The sequence below is a fragment of the Salinicoccus halodurans genome, from assembly GCF_900114445.1.
Lineage (GTDB): Bacteria > Bacillota > Bacilli > Staphylococcales > Salinicoccaceae > Salinicoccus > Salinicoccus halodurans.
The window spans coordinates 1-18,321 of the sequence record NZ_FOTB01000004.1 but is presented as its reverse complement, the minus strand read 5'-3'; the positions used below and the strand labels follow the sequence as shown (position 1 = coordinate 18,321).

Annotated in this window: 11 protein-coding genes; 9 read left to right on the top strand and 2 right to left on the bottom strand. The window is 33.6% G+C overall.

Annotation, left to right across the window (positions count from 1 at the left end):
• The first annotated feature begins 6 nt into the window (after positions 1–6).
• From BM271_RS08665 to BM271_RS08635, 7 genes are all read left to right on the top strand, one after another.
• Positions 7–1,260: a nucleotide sugar dehydrogenase gene (locus BM271_RS08665; RefSeq protein ID WP_046789607.1), complete on the top strand. Its 1,254-nt coding sequence runs from the start codon at positions 7–9 to the stop codon at positions 1,258–1,260.
• A 112-nt stretch (positions 1,261–1,372) separates the two neighbouring features.
• Positions 1,373–2,377, top strand: a complete 1,005-nt coding sequence (locus BM271_RS08660; protein ID WP_046789608.1) for a hypothetical protein — start codon at positions 1,373–1,375, stop codon at positions 2,375–2,377.
• A 9-nt stretch (positions 2,378–2,386) separates the two neighbouring features.
• On the top strand, positions 2,387–5,002 hold the full coding sequence (locus BM271_RS08655; RefSeq protein WP_052749822.1) for a glycosyltransferase: 2,616 nt from the start codon (positions 2,387–2,389) through the stop codon (positions 5,000–5,002).
• A gap of 126 nt (positions 5,003–5,128) precedes the next feature.
• On the top strand, positions 5,129–6,868 hold the full coding sequence (locus BM271_RS08650; RefSeq protein WP_074924561.1) for a hypothetical protein: 1,740 nt from the start codon (positions 5,129–5,131) through the stop codon (positions 6,866–6,868).
• A gap of 28 nt (positions 6,869–6,896) precedes the next feature.
• Positions 6,897–8,375: a hypothetical protein gene (locus BM271_RS08645; RefSeq protein WP_046789610.1), complete on the top strand. Its 1,479-nt coding sequence runs from the start codon at positions 6,897–6,899 to the stop codon at positions 8,373–8,375.
• Between the two features lie 121 nt (positions 8,376–8,496).
• Positions 8,497–10,005, top strand: a complete 1,509-nt coding sequence (locus tag BM271_RS08640; RefSeq protein WP_046789611.1) for a hypothetical protein — start codon at positions 8,497–8,499, stop codon at positions 10,003–10,005.
• Between the two features lie 42 nt (positions 10,006–10,047).
• On the top strand, positions 10,048–13,212 hold the full coding sequence (locus BM271_RS08635; protein WP_158462221.1) for a glycosyltransferase: 3,165 nt from the start codon (positions 10,048–10,050) through the stop codon (positions 13,210–13,212).
• A gap of 125 nt (positions 13,213–13,337) precedes the next feature.
• Here the strand turns inward: BM271_RS08635 and BM271_RS08630 are convergent, their stop codons facing one another.
• Positions 13,338–14,450, bottom strand: a complete 1,113-nt coding sequence (locus tag BM271_RS08630; protein WP_046789612.1) for a glycosyltransferase family 4 protein — start codon at positions 14,448–14,450, stop codon at positions 13,338–13,340.
• A 255-nt stretch (positions 14,451–14,705) separates the two neighbouring features.
• Between BM271_RS08630 and BM271_RS08625 the strand changes: the two genes are divergently transcribed.
• Positions 14,706–16,379: a heparinase II/III domain-containing protein gene (locus tag BM271_RS08625; RefSeq protein WP_046789613.1), complete on the top strand. Its 1,674-nt coding sequence runs from the start codon at positions 14,706–14,708 to the stop codon at positions 16,377–16,379.
• A 12-nt stretch (positions 16,380–16,391) separates the two neighbouring features.
• Entirely contained in the window at positions 16,392–17,204 is an 813-nt protein-coding gene (locus BM271_RS08620) for an alpha/beta hydrolase (protein ID WP_046789614.1), read from the top strand.
• Between the two features lie 254 nt (positions 17,205–17,458).
• Here the strand turns inward: BM271_RS08620 and BM271_RS08615 are convergent.
• Positions 17,459–18,321: IS256 family transposase (locus tag BM271_RS08615; protein WP_074924560.1), on the bottom strand; the 863-nt coding region annotated here is incomplete at its 5' end.

Genomic DNA, 18,321 nt, shown 5'->3' with positions numbered 1-18,321 from the left:
CTTTAAGTGAAATTAACTACTATTGGTCTTGGCTATATTGGTCTTCCAACTTCAATCATGTTTGCAAAACATGACGTAGACGTACTTGGCGTAGATATTAAACAGGAAGCGGTGGATAGCCTTAACAGTGGTAAAATCCATATCGAAGAGCCGGGTCTACAAGAAGCATTGGAAGAAGTGATTGAGAAAGGTACTTTCAGGGCAGCAACTGAACCTGAAGAAGCAGATGCATATATCATTGCTGTACCTACGCCGAACAAAGACGATGAGTTCAAATCATGTGACATTTCAATTGTGATGTCCGGTGTGAAAAGTATCGTTCCACTTCTGAAAAAAGGCGATACTGTAATCGTTGAATCTACAATCGCTCCAAGAACGATGGATGATCATGTTGCTCCATACCTTGAAGAGCAAGGTTTCAAAATTGGAGAAGACATCTTCCTTGTACATTGTCCGGAACGTGTACTGCCGGGACAGATCATGCATGAACTGATCTATAACAACCGCATAGTTGGCGGAATGACACCTGCTTGCGTTGAAGCAGGTAAGAAAGTATATGGTACTTTCGTACAGGGTGAAATGATTGAGACAAATGCAAAAACTGCTGAAATGTCCAAACTGATGGAAAATACTTATCGTGACGTGAATATTGCATTGGCAAATGAACTCGCCAAAATCTGTAATGCTCTTGATATCAACGTGCATGATGTCATTGAAATGGCAAACAAGCACCCACGTGTAAACCTTCATACACCTGGCCCTGGTGTCGGCGGTCATTGTCTTGCAGTAGATCCTTACTTCATCATTGCTGAAGCGCCTGAAAAATCACCGCTCATTAAACTGGCTCGTGATATCAACGTCTCCATGCCGCAATATGTTGTAGATTACACTAAAGAGATTCTTGAGAAACTTGAAGGAGACAAAGTCACTGTATTCGGCCTTACATATAAAGGTGATGTAGATGATATACGTGAATCTCCAGCATTCGATATTTATGAATTACTCAGAAAAGACGGCAGCATGAATGTTGTAGCATATGATCCTCATGTGAAACTTGATTGGGTGGAAAAAGATGTTAAGAAAGCAGTGGCGGACAGTTCACTTGTCCTTGTTCTCAGCGATCACAGTGAATTCAAAGAAATGTCCGATTCTGACTTCTCCACTATGAAGGATAAAATCATCTTTGATACTAAGAACGTCATGAAAGGTGATTTTGAAGAAGTACAGTACTATAACTACGGAAATATCCAAAAATTATAATCTTAAGGGGATAATGTTTTTAAGATTAGTTAAAACTGCAGGCAAAGTTCATAATGGAACAGGTCTGCAGTTTTTTTATAGAGTTTTATAATACATATAAGAGGTGCAAACTATGGAGCATAAGGTCGATAAATTTTTCAGGCATGTCAGAGATTTTGATGTCAGCCATTATGTATGGATTTATGAGAAAGGTAATAAGCCGATACTTCAATCTGTTCAATCCATGAGAAAAACAGGAGAACTCAAGGACTTTCAGAAACAGATTTTAAGAGTTCTGTCACATCGTAAAGTGGGTAATAAAGATTTCTATTATCTTGAGCATGAAGGACATGAGCTGGGCTGGGCAGAACTTAAGACGTCAATTGTTGTCTACTCCAAGCCGAGAGAGCATGTCAGGCTGGATTTGGATAAATTCATGCAGGAACAGGAGAAACAGATATTTGTAGTCTCTAAAAATAACCTGCGCCTTCTTAAAGATCAGATGCTGGACTCCAGATTTATCATGGTCAAAGACGGTGTCGAGTATGAAGCATTATTCAAAAAACATAGGCTGCAGGGATGGTTCTCTTCGGATACACTTGTACGATCTGAAAAAGCGGCGATCCCTGTTACAGGTTATACAGAAGAATTTAAATTATTCGAATTTAACAACTTGACAAGTGAAGTTCGGATTGATGAGAAAAAAATATATCCGATTACCATTGTCCATATGTTCAGGGATATTCAGCTTGCGAAAGTAAAGACTGGCATGGGTAACTACTGGACTGATATGAGTCATTTAGAGTATGACAGAGAAAGCATGCCAGATTACGAGCCACCGTACACATTTGATGAGACAGTGGTTTATGATTTGATTCAAAACGTTTCAGAAGAAAGACAGATGGCTCTTTCATTGGTAGAACGTCTGAAGAGTCAGTTCAGAGATACGGATATAGAGATAGAACCTCAAAATAATGAAGAAGTAAATGAACTGACGGTAGATCAGGATCTCGAAAACCTCAGGGAAGATCTGGCAGCTGAAAGAGATAAAAGGGAAAGAATCGAAAAAAGGTATAAAAACCTGAAAAATTCATTCTTTGGAAAATTACAGACGAAATATTGGCAAATGAGAAAGTAGGTGGCAGTGTTGTCTTCAAATAGTAATGAATCCGTATTACCTTATGTGAGCATGTCTGATAATTATCTGCTGGGTCTGTATCAAATGGCAAAACACTACGATGTGGATACATATCATGATCTGTTCAATAAGGATGTATCGACTTCCACTCAATATCACGACTTATCATTAGAAGAATATTACAAACTCTTCAATGAAGAAGGGAAGCCTCAGTTAGCAGAAAAACTGGAAAAGCTTTCGGAGCATGTTGTAAGTTCCAACGGCTCAAGAATATTTAAAAAGATCGACTTGGATGTCGGTATTATTTGTGATGAGTTCCTATATGAATCATATAAAGATGCAGTGAACCTTCACTATATAAATTACAATAAGGATCACATCGATATCGATTTTGATTTTGTCATTATTGCCACTACCTGGAAAGGGATAGACGGCAGCTGGCAGAATGTTTCCAAAGATAAATCTGAGGAGCGCCACCATTTATATGACTTGATCCATGAATTGCAGGAAAGGAATATTCCAACATTATTCTACTCAAAAGAAGATCCGGTCAACTACGATCAGTTTGTCGAAATCGCCAAAGAATGTGATTATGTCTTTACATCCGCTGAAGAAATAATACCCAGGTATAAGCAGGCAGTCGGCCATGACAGGGTTTATAAACTGGAATTTGGCATAAACCCGCATTCGAATAACCCAATTGGCATTGATAGGCCGGAATTTAAAAACTATAAAGATGATGTCATTTTTGCAGGCAGCTGGATGGTTAAATATCCTGTCCGGAATCAGGAGTCTGCGATGGCATTTGACGGAGTAATCGAGGCAGGGCAAGATTTAACAATTATTGACCGCAACTTGAAATTGGAAAACAAGCGGTATCATTTCCCGCCATCTTATATCAAATATCTGTCCTATCCATTACCGCATAGTTTGTTGATGAAAGCTCATAAGATATATAAAACTGCAATCAACGTCAACTCAGTAAAATATTCAAATACTATGTTTGCAAACCGCGTTTATGAATTGCAGGCTTTTGGCAATATACTTTTATCCAACTTCTCGGTTGGTGTCAACAGTAAGTTCCCGCATGTTTTCATCTATAATTACAAAACAGATGTGCCTCAGTTCCTGACTCACACAAATGAGAAAACGTTGAGAGAAATTTCTTCGGCGGGGATACGTCAGACGATGAACCACGAGACAACTTATCATCGTATTAAATACTTATATGAGATTTTGGGGAATAATCTGGATGTTGACGATGCGAAAGTACTGATTGCTGTAGAGGAAGATAGTGCAGAAGTAAGAAAGATGATTGAAGCACAATCATATAAGGAAACTGACATCGTGACTATAGATGACCTGACTTCTGCGGACCTGTCTGATTATCGCTTCCTAACACATTTTGATACAGATTATTATTACGAAGAGTATTATATTGAGGAACTCATTAGTGGATTCAAGTATGCAGATGTCGATTTTGTGACAAAAGACGGCGATCAGGAGAAATATAATTTTACAGATCATTTCAGCAATAGGAATCTGACTTTGTATGATCTTAGGGCGGTGACGTTACACCAAATAGAAAATGGTATTTACGATGATTTGACTGGGTTGAATATCGATGATACAGAAGTCGAACTGGTCAAAGATCTGCCGGTAAAAAGCACGAGTATGAAGAAATTGAGTGTCATCGTTCCGATACACAACAACGGTAAGTACCTTGAGAACAAATGCTTCAGAAGTCTTCAGAGATTATCCATTTTCGAAGATCTGGAAATTGTATTTGTCAATGATGGTTCCACAGACGAGGAAACGAATCAGATTGTACAACGCTTAGTACGTCGTCACCCCGACATAGTCTACTATGAGTTTGAGGAAGCTTCAGGCAGTGCATCAACACCACGCAATAAGGGTGTTGAGTTGGCCACAAGTGAATTGATTACATTCCTGGACCCAGATAATGAAGCCACAGGTGATGGCTTTGCGAGACTTCTCTCAGAAATGGAAAAAGATGAAGCACTTGATATGGTTGTTGGAAACATGGTCAAGGAAGACCAAAATGAAAAGAGTGTATTCAACTACTATAAGACGGTTCAGCATTATAACTTCAAGAGCGATATAATTGAAGATACCAAGAAATTCCTGAAACGCTCATTCCTAAAAGCGCAAAGTATTCAGGCCATGATTGTCCGTAAACGTGTAATATCAGACAATAATATCAAGATGGTGGAAGGGGCAATAGGCCAGGATACGATATATTATCAGGAGCTCCTGCTTCACTCAACCAGAGTGAAAGCTGTGGATGAAGTCATCCATATGTATTACGGGGCAGTTGCAGATTCAGTAACAAACACAGTCGGGTTGTCCTTTTTTGAGAAATACTTGAAGCTTGAAACTTACCGCATCGATTTTTTAACAAATAATGATCTGATCAATGAATATATTGAAGATAGATTGGAATATTATTTGATGAATTGGTATTTACCGCGGCTTGAAAGAGTTAAACGGGAAGATCAGCATGAAGCGGCTGAAAAACTACATGAAATATTCAATCTATATAAAGAGTATATAGGGGATGACTATACTTTGGTTGAAGATAAAATTATTGAATTTAAAAAGTGATATTTCTATTAGACAAAGGGAAATGGTGGAGGGTTTGAGTTGTTAGTTAAAGACATAGAAACAAGATATTCATATGTATTTATGCATCAATCTATGCAATCTGACTGTATTAGTAATACACATAGTATGAACATTCACGATTGGACATTGTTTTACAGTGACGATTTAGATATCACGATCCATGAGAAAGGTGAAAATTCCATAGTGGTATTAGGGTATATGCTGGATATAAGAAACGGTGACCTTTCCACCGCGAATATTGCAGCGAAACTGGTTCAGGCAAATGCACCTGAAAATGAGTTGGATTATATCAATGGACGGTATGTAGTCATCATCCACAGGAATAATGATTTGAACATTTATACAGACGCCAGTGCACTCATGCCTATAAACTACTGTCAGGCTGAAAAGATAATATCATCACATGACGTATTGATTGAAGAGATTCTAAAATACAATGGCAGAACTGTAAATGATGTCAGGGATGAACTCCTCGGATCCTTCGACTTCACCCGCTACGAAGGGATCTTCAAATTCAACCCGAGTTTGAAGTTGAACTTGAATGAGTACACCTTTGAAAGATATTATCCGGCTAAAGAGATTAGTCGGAAAAGCATTGATGATATTTTAAAGGAACTGGATTTATATTTCAGAGAAATGACCAAATGGCTGAAGAGATGGGATAATGATATAATCCTTACTCTCACTGGAGGTTATGACTCAAGAGTCTCTATGGCACTGACAAATGAGTTGAGTGAGAGAATAGAATATATTACTTACCTGCATCCAAATTTGAAGCGTTTGTCCGAAGCGGCTCAAAAGATATATGAAGTGGATTTATTCATTACGGAAGCTTTGGAAAAGAACTTCAGGATTAATCATACACAAGTCGATCTTGCTGATTATGACTTGAAGAACGATGAAAGGGAGCACTATAAAAGTATTCTCCAAACAGCTCATTCGTTTCCTTTAATAGATTACTTTAAAAATGACAGGAAGTTCGAAAAAGCTCTGCATATCAAATCTACTGTTTTTGGTATGGGTAAATCAGACTTCCCTCTGAATAAGAATCATAACCCTGAAACATACGAAGAGATGAGCGAGTTCATCCATGGTGTCTCCAATGCCGCATTAAAACTGCCAAATTACAAAGACATTCTCAACGATTATTACGAACGTAATCTTCAAAAGGAAAAAGTAGGTAAAGGCAGACATTTCTTTGAGATATTTCATCTGGAGAGCCGTATGGGGAATTGGCATAGCAATGTAACACAGGAAACGGACCCGGAATTACTGGAATTTATTTTTGTGAATACACGCAGAATTCTGGATCTGCTGCAGTCACCATCGATCCAGGAACGCAGAGACAAAGTACTTTATAAGCATATTATAAATGAATATTGGCCCGCATTATTATTTGTAGGTTTTAATGAAGAAACATTCAATCTTGACTATGATAAACTTGGCATAAATACTACGAAATACTTTAACGGAATTACTATTTATGAACATACAAACCTATCAGTCACTGAGTTGGATGAAAGTGTGATTGAAATTAAACCTGATAATGAAAAAGTAGGGCCGGAATTCCAGTACGTTTTCAAGGCTAAGAACAAGACGAACCATTCCCGAAAATTGAAGCTCAAAAGCTTATTCAACAAGGAGAATGCCCGCCAATATATTAATGTTTCAACCATGAAACTTAATGAAAAATCAGTGGTCTCCATGGATATTGTTGATCTTTTCAAAGGTTATGATACAACATTAAGACCTTTCGAAGAATTTATGATAGAAATCAACTATAACCATAGATTTGATAAATTATCCTGGCAGCAGGCCGGAAGAATACAGATTAGCATCGTATAAAATACGGATATAGCTAACGGAGGTTACCATGTTAAACAGATTTGAAGTTTCTCAAAATATAAATGAGGATTATACTTACAGTTATCAATTTGAAGACAACTTAGTTTTTAATTATCAACATGAACATATTTTCAATATTGTAAACAAAAACGATATGACAATCGCATGTTATGGCTATTGTTTCGATACCAGAGAACCTAAAACTACGACACTGGCCACATTAGATGAAGTATTAGAACAGAATAATTTTGAAGAAGATATAAAATATCTTAACGGTCATTATATATTGCTTTATAACATTTCTGGTGAATGGAAGCTATCAACAGATGCAGTAAGTATTACTCCTGTTTATGTTGATTCTGAGAAGAAACTAGTTTTTTCATCCTCAGATGAAGAGGAAGTAGTGTCTTTAAACAGTAACATAGAATTAAATTTAAAAGATTTCACTTTTACACGAATGGAAAAACCAACAAACAAACTAGCTGATGAACGAATTGAAAGAATTATATTAGATGCTGTTAAAAATCAGTATAAATACTTTGAAGATAAAGATTTAACTATCAATTTTCGACGTAATAAAATGAATAAAGCTTTGATTTCAATATTATATCGAGCTCTGCGCGATAAAGCACTCAACCTGCGTCAGAAAGATGAAATTTCCCTTAAGGTTGGAAAGTGGTTGGAGCGGGATTATCAAATGCACTTAATGGAGCAAGAGGAGCCTTCATCAGATTATATCTGTAACGTACATCTTATGGATTATCAAGCATATAGGAACAATGAAGTTGATTTGAGTGAAGATGAACTGGAACAGTTCCGAGAAGAAGGTCTGCTTAAAGATGAAGAAACAACTAAGTGGTGCAATATTGAATACAATTTGAAAAACAATTTGAAGTATCGTCAGGAAGATAAGCCACAATTAATATTTGATCCTTTCAACGTTCGAATTATTCAGGAGTGTATATATCACTACGATGATATTAAAACATTCAATCCTTTAAACCGCATCATTAAAATATTACATCCCATTATAGATTTTTATGATTTTGCATCAGGTATGACACTGTCGCAGAAGTACGACCGACTTTTAGCGAGTAATAAAAAATTAAAAGAAGAAGCCAGAAATAGTATCAAAAATTTTGAATTTATACAGGAAGCGAAAGAAGAGGGAATTAAATTATCAAATAATCTCGGTGGTCAACTCCAGGAAAAAGGTATAACTGTTTACCCTGCATCAATACAAATCTCGAAAGACGATATATTCGAGATTGAATATACTAAAAAAGGTCATGGATTAGTTCTATTGGAAACATTCTTTGATAATCCTAAAAATGCACACAGAATTAAAATAGAGCTTAATGAAGAAGTATTTAATATTAATGAATTCATGGACGGTAAATTCATTAATGTGGAAAGTACGTTACGGTTAAAAATGTATTATGAAAGAGATTATAATGCTGCTTCATGGCAAAAAGCGGGAAGAATTATGATTAAAGAAATAGATTAATTTCAAAGTGAAGAATAGGATTCTTCACTTTTTGTTAGTTAAATTTTACGATATTTTAATTTCTTTTGTTATAATAGCCTATATTGATTTTTAAATAAATTCAGCTTAATAGAGGTGCAGTATGTCATATCAATATAAAATTTGTGAAAAAAAAGATGAAGCATATGGTTATAGTTTTTCTTTAGATGAGAATCTAGTCTTCAATTACAATACAGATGACCTTTTTAGTATAGTCGAGGATAATAAGATTTCCATTATTTGTTATGGTTATTGTTTTGATGTTAGAGAGCCGGAATTATTAACGAGAGATACATTAAAATCGTTATATAGAGATATAAATGATATAGAAAAAGAAATACAATATTTAAATGGACAATACATATTAATTGTACAGAAGAATGAAGATATTTATTTGTATTCAGATGGTTCTGCTCTTGTTCCTGTTTATATTTTAAAAAATGATAATATTATCACAAATATAATAAGTAATAGTAATGAAGCTTATTATAGACTTAATCCTAATTTTAAGTTTAACCTTAAAACTTTTATGATTCAGCGTCTACAATGTCAAAATAATTACGAAAACCTTAATGATGAAAATTTAGTAAGTTATTTAATGTCATTAATATCAAATCAATATGAGTATTTTATAGATAAAAAAATTGATATTCGTTTCCAAGCCGATAATTACCATAAAGCTTTATTTGCTATTCTATCACCAATATTAGCTAATAAAAATATGATAGTTGAAGAGAATAGCACTACAATTAATGATTATTTTTCTGAACTATTTGCTAATGAATTTAGAATGAATATTATTCGAGATTTAGAAGTAACTGAAAAAAATAAAGAATCAGATAATAATAGGTTTATTGCAAGAAATAACTTAAGTAATTTTAAGGCTTTATATATTAAAAAGAACAAACAACTTAAAAATCAGAAGATGCTCACATTATACAATGATAAAAATGATTTAGAACTGTATAATTATGAAATGAATTTGATGGAGATTAATAATAAAAGTAATTTGGAACTGAGCGATAAATACCTCATATACGAGCCATTAAATGTGAGAGAAATATTAAATGTATTTATTGAATTACAAAATAGGACAAAGTTTAAAATACACCAAGAAGTTATTAATAAATTTAGGCCTTCTTTATATTATTTTAATTTTACAAAAGGTAAAACTTTGAGAGAGATAAATCAAGAATTAACTGAAGAAATTACAGATATAAAAAATAATGGAATATCTACCGAAAACCAAAAATTCTTATTGGATGTAAAAAGATCTAACTTTAGAACTTCCCAGAATCTCGATGGTAAAATCAAGAATAATGAATTAATAACCTTCCCATCTAACCAGAAAATTAAGAAGGGCAATGAATACATTATAGATTTTATAAATCATACAGAAGGTTTAGTTTATATTGAAGGCTTTTACAAGAATGAAAAAAATGCCAATCGTATTATTGTTACAGTAAATGGTGAAATTTTTAATATTTTTGATTTTTATAAAGGAAGATATTTCTATCATAATGGTAAAACAAGAGTAACTGTAAAATACATGAATGATTATAATAATCTAAGTTGGCAAAAGGCAGGTACTCTATTAATTAAACAAGCTTAATAAATGAATCTGAGAGGAGGTATACGAATTATGAGGAGCAATATGTTCACTGATGCGGGAGAATTAAGTTTTTTCACATACCTAGAAAATAAAAAGCGTTATATATACAGTGTTGATTTTAAAGAGAAAGAAAAAATTTCTCCGGATGAAGGAATTTATACAATATTAGATAAAAAAAATATTGATGGAGACTTGTATTGGGAAATCAAGAAGATTGATGAAGTTCCTATTCTTGGATGGATTAGTGCGGATAGTAGTATTAAATTCTTAAATGTTCAGACAGAGATGGTCAAAATTAATTATTCACAAGTTGATAACGTGATTAATAATAAACTTAGTATCGGAAATCAGTTGAAGGATGATGTGATTTACTCTGTTTCATACGCCTGTCTATATGATGGTCAAATTTATTATGGGATAAGTAAAGCTGATAAATTTTATGGTTTTGTTAACGCAACAGCGTTAGACTTAGGAGAAATTGAACCTATCAAGTTCTCTTTCAATGATAAAATAAGTAAAATATATCACGATCCATTGCTTAAATACGGTTATGATCTTCACCACTCGAATATTGAGTTGGAGTGTAAATACGTTTTAAATTCAAATAATAGAATTGCATGTGGGTTCAAACAAGGAGACACTGTTTTTTGGACTGACATTAGAGAAACAGATATATGCCACAGAAGCATTGCCCCCACTCAAGACAGTGAATCTTATATGAACGTTGAGGACTATCTTTTAAATACTGTCAAAGTCGACTCTGATGAATATTATACAGTAGTCCCTAAGATTGGAACGAATAATAAAATAAACGAAATCGTTTCAAGCTTCCATGAAACTAATACTGACACAAGCCTGTATCAAAAATTTGATATTACCATAGGAATTATTTGTGATGAATTCATGTACAATGCTCTAAAAAACAGCGCTAATATTGAATATATTCCATTTACTGAAGAAATTTCTATCAATGAAGAATATGACATGGTTTTAATTGTTTCGAGTTGGAGAGGTATAGATGAATCGTGGCAGTATATGGCGAACCCAAATGGTAATAAAAGAAAAGTATTAAACACTTTATTAGATGAGTATAACAAAGCGGGTATTCCAACAGTGTTTTATTCAAAGGAAGACCCTGTAAATTACGAACGGTTTATTTCCATTGCTCAAAAATGCAAGTATATATTTACGTCAGCTTCAGAAATGATTGACCAATATATTCATGATACTGACAATGAAAATGTTGATTACTTGGAATTTAGTATAAATCCCTTGTACCATAATCCAATAGGTAAGAATCTCAAAGACTCTGTTAACCAAGATCAAGTTATATTTGCAGGAAGTTGGATGAAAAAGTATCCTGTACGAAATAAGGAATCTGCCGAACTTTTCGATGGGGTAATTGAATCTAAGCATGACTTAAATATTATAGATAGAAATTTCGCTCGGCAACTCTACGCTTACCAATATCCAATAAAATATTTACCATATGTATCTGAAACTCTTACACATGATAAACTTATGAAACTTCATAAAGCGACCTCATGGGGACTAAACCTCAATTCGGTAAAGTATTCGAATACAATGTTTGCTAACAGAGTATATGAACTTCAAGCGATGGGAAATATAGTAATCAGTAACTATAGTATGGGTGTAAACAACAAATTTCCTAACGTACATATCGTTAGTGATAAAAATGATGTCAAGCAGATTTTAAATCACTCGAATCTAAATGATAATTCTGATTTGATTGCTAAAAGTGTAAGCAATGTGATGTTAAATCATACTGCCTATCATAGGATTGAAAAAATCATTAGAACTATTGGATGGACAAGTCATCACTTGCATGAGCCTAAAATATTAGTTATTGGTGAAAGTGAAAAATCAAGGGAATCTTATAGCAATCAATTGTGGGTTAATAAAGAATTTATATGTCTTGATGATTATAATAGAAATTTGAATGATGAGCGTTTTGATTATATTGCATATATGAAAGATGAATTTATTTATGAAGAATACTATTTGATGAATTTAATATCTTCTTTTGCATATTCTGATGCTTCCATAACAGAAATGAGAGGGCATGAATATACTTATACTAATATAACTGATTATAATAGATATAAATCTTTAATAAAAGTTGATCTAAGCAACAACAAAATATTAAACATACCTGAAACGGAGATATTAAGTGAAATCCCTAAGTTAGACGGCAATAAGGAAAAAGTATTATCTGTAATAATACCAATTCACAACAATGGAAAATATTTAGAAGATAAGTGTTTTAGAAGTTTAAAGCGATCATCTATTTTTAATAAGATGGAAATTATTATGATTGATGATGGGAGTAGTGATAGAGAGACTTTAAAAATCATTAATAGAATCCTGAGAAGACATCCGGATATAAAATTCTATAGATTTAGTGAAGGATCAGGTAGTGCTTCGAGGCCAAGAAATAAAGGAATCGAAATGGTAAAAACCAAGTATTTAACTTTCCTTGATCCTGATAATGAAGCAAGCGGTGATGGTTATAGAGAACTACTGGATGAGTTGGAAAGAAATAACGATTTAGATCTTGTGTTGGGGAACGTAATGAAGGAAGATAACACTAAGAAAGCATTATTGAATTATCACTATTATGTACTGACTAATAACGATGATAAAGCTATAGTGGAGGATCCAAAAGATTTTCTGATAAAAGCAAATTTAAGGGCACATAGCATTCAAGCATTAATTGTAAAAAGTGACATAGTTAAAAATAATAGTTTAAAAATGGTGGAAGGCGCTGCGGGGCAAGACACTATGTTTTTCCAAGATTTGTTGTTACATTGCTATAAATTTAAATCAATCCCTAAGTTGATTCATATGTACTATGCGGCAGTTGAAGGGTCAGTCACTACTACGATAAAACTATCGTTTTTTGAAAAATATTTGAAGTTAGAGAAAGAAAGGGTTCCATTTCTAAAGAAACATGGTCTATACAATATTTATGTAAACCAAAGACTCCCATACTATTTTAACAATTGGTATATAAAAAGATTACCAAAAGTGGAAGAAAGCGATTTTGAGAAAGCTAAAGAAATTTTACTAATTATATTTAATATGTATAAAGAGTCATACAATGGTGAAGATGCCCAATTTAATAAAAATCTTATTGATATTTTCGGGATTGAAGTTTGTAGTGACAAAAAGAAAGTAAATATTTAAGGAGCTTAAATACCCCCAGAATATTGAAATCTGGGGGATAATGCTTTGAATATTTTATGAATAATAAGAAAATTTAGTCTGGAAATCACAGAAATATCATTAATTGTTTTATACAGTGTTGGATTTTATTCATTGTATTCATTTCTTATTTTCAGAGTGTTACCAAGGATTAAAATTTGATATAAACTTAATAATTTTTCTTGTATTTTTTCGGAGTTAAAATAGTTATGCGCAATAGTATGAGAAAACTTCCCTAGTAAGTTGATATTATTTTTATCATCTAGTAAGAAATCCAGATCGGCTTCAATATTCCCCTCTACGTAATCATCAAATTTATTACCGTAGCCTCCAAAGTTATTGTAGACACCTTCAATCCAATTATCATATGCGATTAATCCTATATATTTTTTACTGCCGACTGCAATAGTAGGTTTACCCGACGCCATAGATTCTATTACTGAGCGGCCAGGCGCGATTACTATGTCACAGTCTAAATAAGCGTTTTTCAATTCGTTGTCTGTTAACCATCCATAAAATTGAATTTCGTGTGGTGTGCTATATAAAATATCGCGGCATTCCTCTAAGAATTCTTCTTTCAAACTTCCGCTACCTACAATATTGACAGTTATTTTATAATCAACTTTTGTTTGTAAATGTGTAAGAGCTATTTTAAATATATTTAGGATAAACTCCTTGTCTTTATCCAAACGCGTAAATAAGCCTATCTTCAAGTTGTTTTGTGTTTCGTCAAATGTAAGTAAATCACTATATATAGAGGGGTCGAAGCCGTTAGGGATCACATGAAATTTTTTAGAATCAGTAGATACCTGTGAACGGACAAAATCTTGTACACCTTCCGAAACACTTACTATTGCATCTACCCTTTCTATATATAGTTTAAGACTATCAGTCCACATCCCATGGTAGGTTATTATCAGAGGGATATTATATCTTTTAGAAAGATGTAATGCTGCTTTTCTGGAAGGCCCAGGATGGGTATGTATTATATCAAAGTTTATCCTTGTACTCTCCACAGCTTTTAAAGTGAGACTGATATATTTATAATCAGTAATGATTGTTTTTATTCCTCTCTCCTCTAATCGCTTTTGAAAATCACCTTCCTTCAATAAAACATAAACGTCGTGGTTTCTATTCTTCATAAAAACTGCAGAGTCGTATACATTTTCATGTAAGCCACCCATTGGAGCATTAAAGTGCAAAAGGTATAGTATTTTCATAGAATCTCCTTGAAATTATATTTTTGTATATATGGTAACTCTATTATGATACACCTAAAATTAGTCTATCAATTATTAGAATAAAACAGTAGATAATCTTATATATCCCATAGTTTATTTATTAAGCTTTTCACTTATTATACTATTAATAATTCCTCGAATTAATTAAGTATAGTGTTAGGATATGGTAAAATTAAGAAAAGTAAGCAAGTTGATATTTTAATATATTAAAGGTAATAAGAGGGGGATACTATTATGACTGATTTGGGAAAGTATCTGGATTCTGCAAATGTAACTGAAAGGAAATTAGATATTCATGATTTTGATGTTATTAAATTGACGAAGAAATCAAAATATACAAAAGAAATTGCTGAAAAAGCTATCGAAAATAAAATTATACCTTTTCCTAATTTCTCATCTTTTGATTTTGAAGGTAATGGAGGGTGGGAATTTAATTCAGAAAAATATGGAGACAGTTATCCTCTGTACATACATTCACTGAGATTTGTCAGTGAATTATTGACAATGTTTGAAGAAACTGAGGAAATTATATATCTTGATAAAGCTAGATATTATATACATAGTTGGATTGATTATGCTGTTAACAACGAAGGTGGCGCTATGGTTTGGTACGATCATCCAACAGCCAACCGGATTCAGGTTATTATTAACTACTTATACTTAGCTAAAGAAAGGCACGATGTAGATACAAAATTATATGGCAAGTTGCTTAGGTTCCACAGTCTTTATTTATCTGATAATAAAAATTATAGAAGAAACAATCATGGATTGATGATGGATCGATCATTAATGATATTGGGGAATATACTTAATGATCAGAATATTTTTAATATAGGATTTTATCGTTCAATTGATACTTTTTGGTATAGTTATAGCTATACAGGTTTACACTTGGAGAACTCACCAGAGTATCATAATATGGTAACAAGAATGTATTTAGAGTTGCAGACTTATTTGAAAAAGAACGGTAAAACTTATGGTACTACCATTGTTTCTTATTTAAGTAGAGCTGCCATATTAAAAAATATATTTGCTAAACCCAATAAATTAATACCTTCGATCGGTGATTCGGGCCAAGGTCAAGTTAAGGTAAATAAAGAGTATGTTAATTTCATAGATTATGCCGCAGGCCTCAGTATCATACAAGATAAAGAAATAAAAATGTTTTTATCATTTGTTTGTGGCTATTCCACTACTGTTCATAAGCATATAGATGATCTTAGTTTCAATTTATTCTTCAATGGAAAAGATTTCTTTGTAGACCCAGGGAAATTTAGTTATTCTAAACACCCTTACAGAGGATATATTAAGTCGTTTAAAGGTCATAGCGGCATCTTTATCAATGATAAAAATTATAAATTAAGTGAAGAAAACAGGTTTACAAGAAACGTAACTTTCATACATCATTTTGAAAATGACAATTACATGTTAATTAAAGGCAAGAATCACAGTTATGAGGAAGCAAATCTCTATAGAACAATTGTTTATATGAAAAAAGAGAGGCAGTTTATTATTTTAGATGAAATCAAGCCTAGTCAAGAAGTAAAAGTCCTACACAATTTTAATTTGCATCATGAGGTGAAAGTAGAACGATTAAACGATTTTTCTCATAAACTAACCAATGATTCTGTATCGATTGTTATTAGAAACCATACAGAAAATATGATTTTCGAAGAAGTAGTGGGAAATAAAGATAAAGAACCTTATATCGGTTTAAATAGTGTGGTGTTTAATGAAGTAGTAGAAACAACCCAGTTAAAAAACAATGAAAATCTTTTAACAAATCAACATACGTTTACGATATATAGTATTTCCGAGGACTCAGAGGATATAGAGATCAAATTAAATAGTGAGTCCTCCGTTTTACATGTTTTGACGAACGACAAAAATTATTATATAAACGTTTAGAAGGAGATTGAAATGGAACATTCTATCGAGACAATTAATGAAATTCACGAGTTGAAGTTGCCATATGGTACTCCAATAAAAATAAAATACACAACAAAGGAATTTGAATATAATTTATTAGTATATAATAAAAGAGATAGATTTGAAAATGCTGTTGTTCTTTCTAATGGTGCGGTTGATTTGAACAAAAAAAGACCGCCAATATTTATGAGAAGTAAATGGGCTAAAGAAATCGACGCAAGTCTGATTTACTTAGACGATGCGACCTTACATGGGACTGAATTAAAATTAGGATGGGGCCAAGGAAATAAAAATGAGTTTGTCTTAAAGGTATATAGTAAACTTGTTAAAGCTATCATCTCAAAAATTAATTTAGAAACAGACCACGTATTTTATTATGGCTCTTCTGCAGGAGGGTTCATGTCTTTAATATTGGCTGCAATGCATAATGGTAGTACGGCTATTGTAAATAATCCTCAAACAGATGTGAAGAATTATCATGAAGGACATTCGAGACCTTTATTGGAAATGAGTTATGGTACTATAGAGACTGCTTATAATAGTTTTAGAGAACGAGTTAATGTAGTAAATGCTTTTAAACATGTAGATAACGTTCCTCATATCTACTATATTCAAAATCAGTACTCGTTCCATGACCTAAAGTATCATGTAAATCCTTTCATAAAGTCTATGAAAGAAGACGAGTTAGAGATTGAGAAAGTCACATTTATAAATTATTTTGATAAAGAAAGAGGACATACACCATTAGATAAAGATCCTGCATTGAATTCTTTAAATTTATTGATTAAGAGAAATCTTTTTTAATGGTCACACTTCTAAAACGTTATGATAATAAATTCTATAGTTTGAGGAAACAGGGGTAAGAAAAATATTTTTCTGCTGTCTTATGATGTGAAAATCCAACAATAGTCCAGAGTTATTATTATAAATAGTAAAGAAGCTTATCTATGATAGGTATATCTGATAAGGTAAACTTCATATTGAAATGAACATTTTTTTAGAAAGGGACCGTCAAAAATTATGTGTAAATGAAGGCATGCCTTTTCTTGTAGTGTGCATTACCCGCTGAACATTTCAGCTAATTCTGCACGGGCCTGGTCAAAACCAATATGGCACCGTGTCGCGAACCGTTGGTTATATGCTTCAAATTGAGTGACCAGGAAACGGTCAAGGGAGTCCGCGTTCGGGAACTGCACTTTGCGCTTACTGTACCGTTTGATTTTCTTATTGAATGACTTAATCAGATTTGTGGAGTAAATGCTTCTCCTGATTGCTTCAGGGAAATCATAAAAAGTGAACAGATCCGGATTGGCTTTCAACGATTGCGTGACTTTGGCGTAAGATTTCTTCCACTTCTCGATAAACGCGTCCAAAGCCTGCTCAGCTTCGGCCTTATCCGTGGCGCGATACAGGGACTTCAGGTCCTCACAGATTGCCTTCCGGTCCGACACACGGACCTTGTGGGAAATGTTGCGTGCAACGTGAATGAAACATGTCTGGTATTTCGCTTTTGGAAACACCGAATGAATACTGTCTTTGATACCTGGAAGCCCGTCAGAAATGAAGAGCAGGACTTCCGTCACGCCCCGTGCATGGATATCTCCAATCAATTCTTTCCATACATACGCAGATTCCGTCGGCGCGACAGTATAGGCCAGCACTTCCTTGGAGCCATCCTCCCGGATGCCCACAGCGATATAGACAGCCTCTTTGGTCACTGTCTCCCGTTTGACGGGCAGGAATGTCGCATCCAGGTACACGCACACATACCGCTCGGATAACGAACGCTGGCGAAATGCCTCCACTTCTTCTGTGACCGCCTGGGTCATATTTGAAATGGTCTGGGGCGTATAGTGATGCCCATACATCCGTTCAATCAGATGGGAGATTTCAGACATCGTCACACCTTTTTGAAACATAT

Coding starts and splice junctions, on each gene's coding strand:
- BM271_RS08640 (WP_046789611.1), top strand. CDS start 8,497: ATGTCATATCAATATAAAATTTGTGAAAAAAAAGATGAAGCATATGGT.
- BM271_RS08660 (WP_046789608.1), top strand. CDS start 1,373: ATGGAGCATAAGGTCGATAAATTTTTCAGGCATGTCAGAGATTTTGAT.
- BM271_RS08645 (WP_046789610.1), top strand. CDS start 6,897: ATGTTAAACAGATTTGAAGTTTCTCAAAATATAAATGAGGATTATACT.
- BM271_RS08635 (WP_158462221.1), top strand. CDS start 10,048: ATGTTCACTGATGCGGGAGAATTAAGTTTTTTCACATACCTAGAAAAT.
- BM271_RS08625 (WP_046789613.1), top strand. CDS start 14,706: ATGACTGATTTGGGAAAGTATCTGGATTCTGCAAATGTAACTGAAAGG.
- BM271_RS08620 (WP_046789614.1), top strand. CDS start 16,392: ATGGAACATTCTATCGAGACAATTAATGAAATTCACGAGTTGAAGTTG.
- BM271_RS08650 (WP_074924561.1), top strand. CDS start 5,129: ATGAACATTCACGATTGGACATTGTTTTACAGTGACGATTTAGATATC.
- BM271_RS08630 (WP_046789612.1), bottom strand. CDS start 14,450: ATGAAAATACTATACCTTTTGCACTTTAATGCTCCAATGGGTGGCTTA.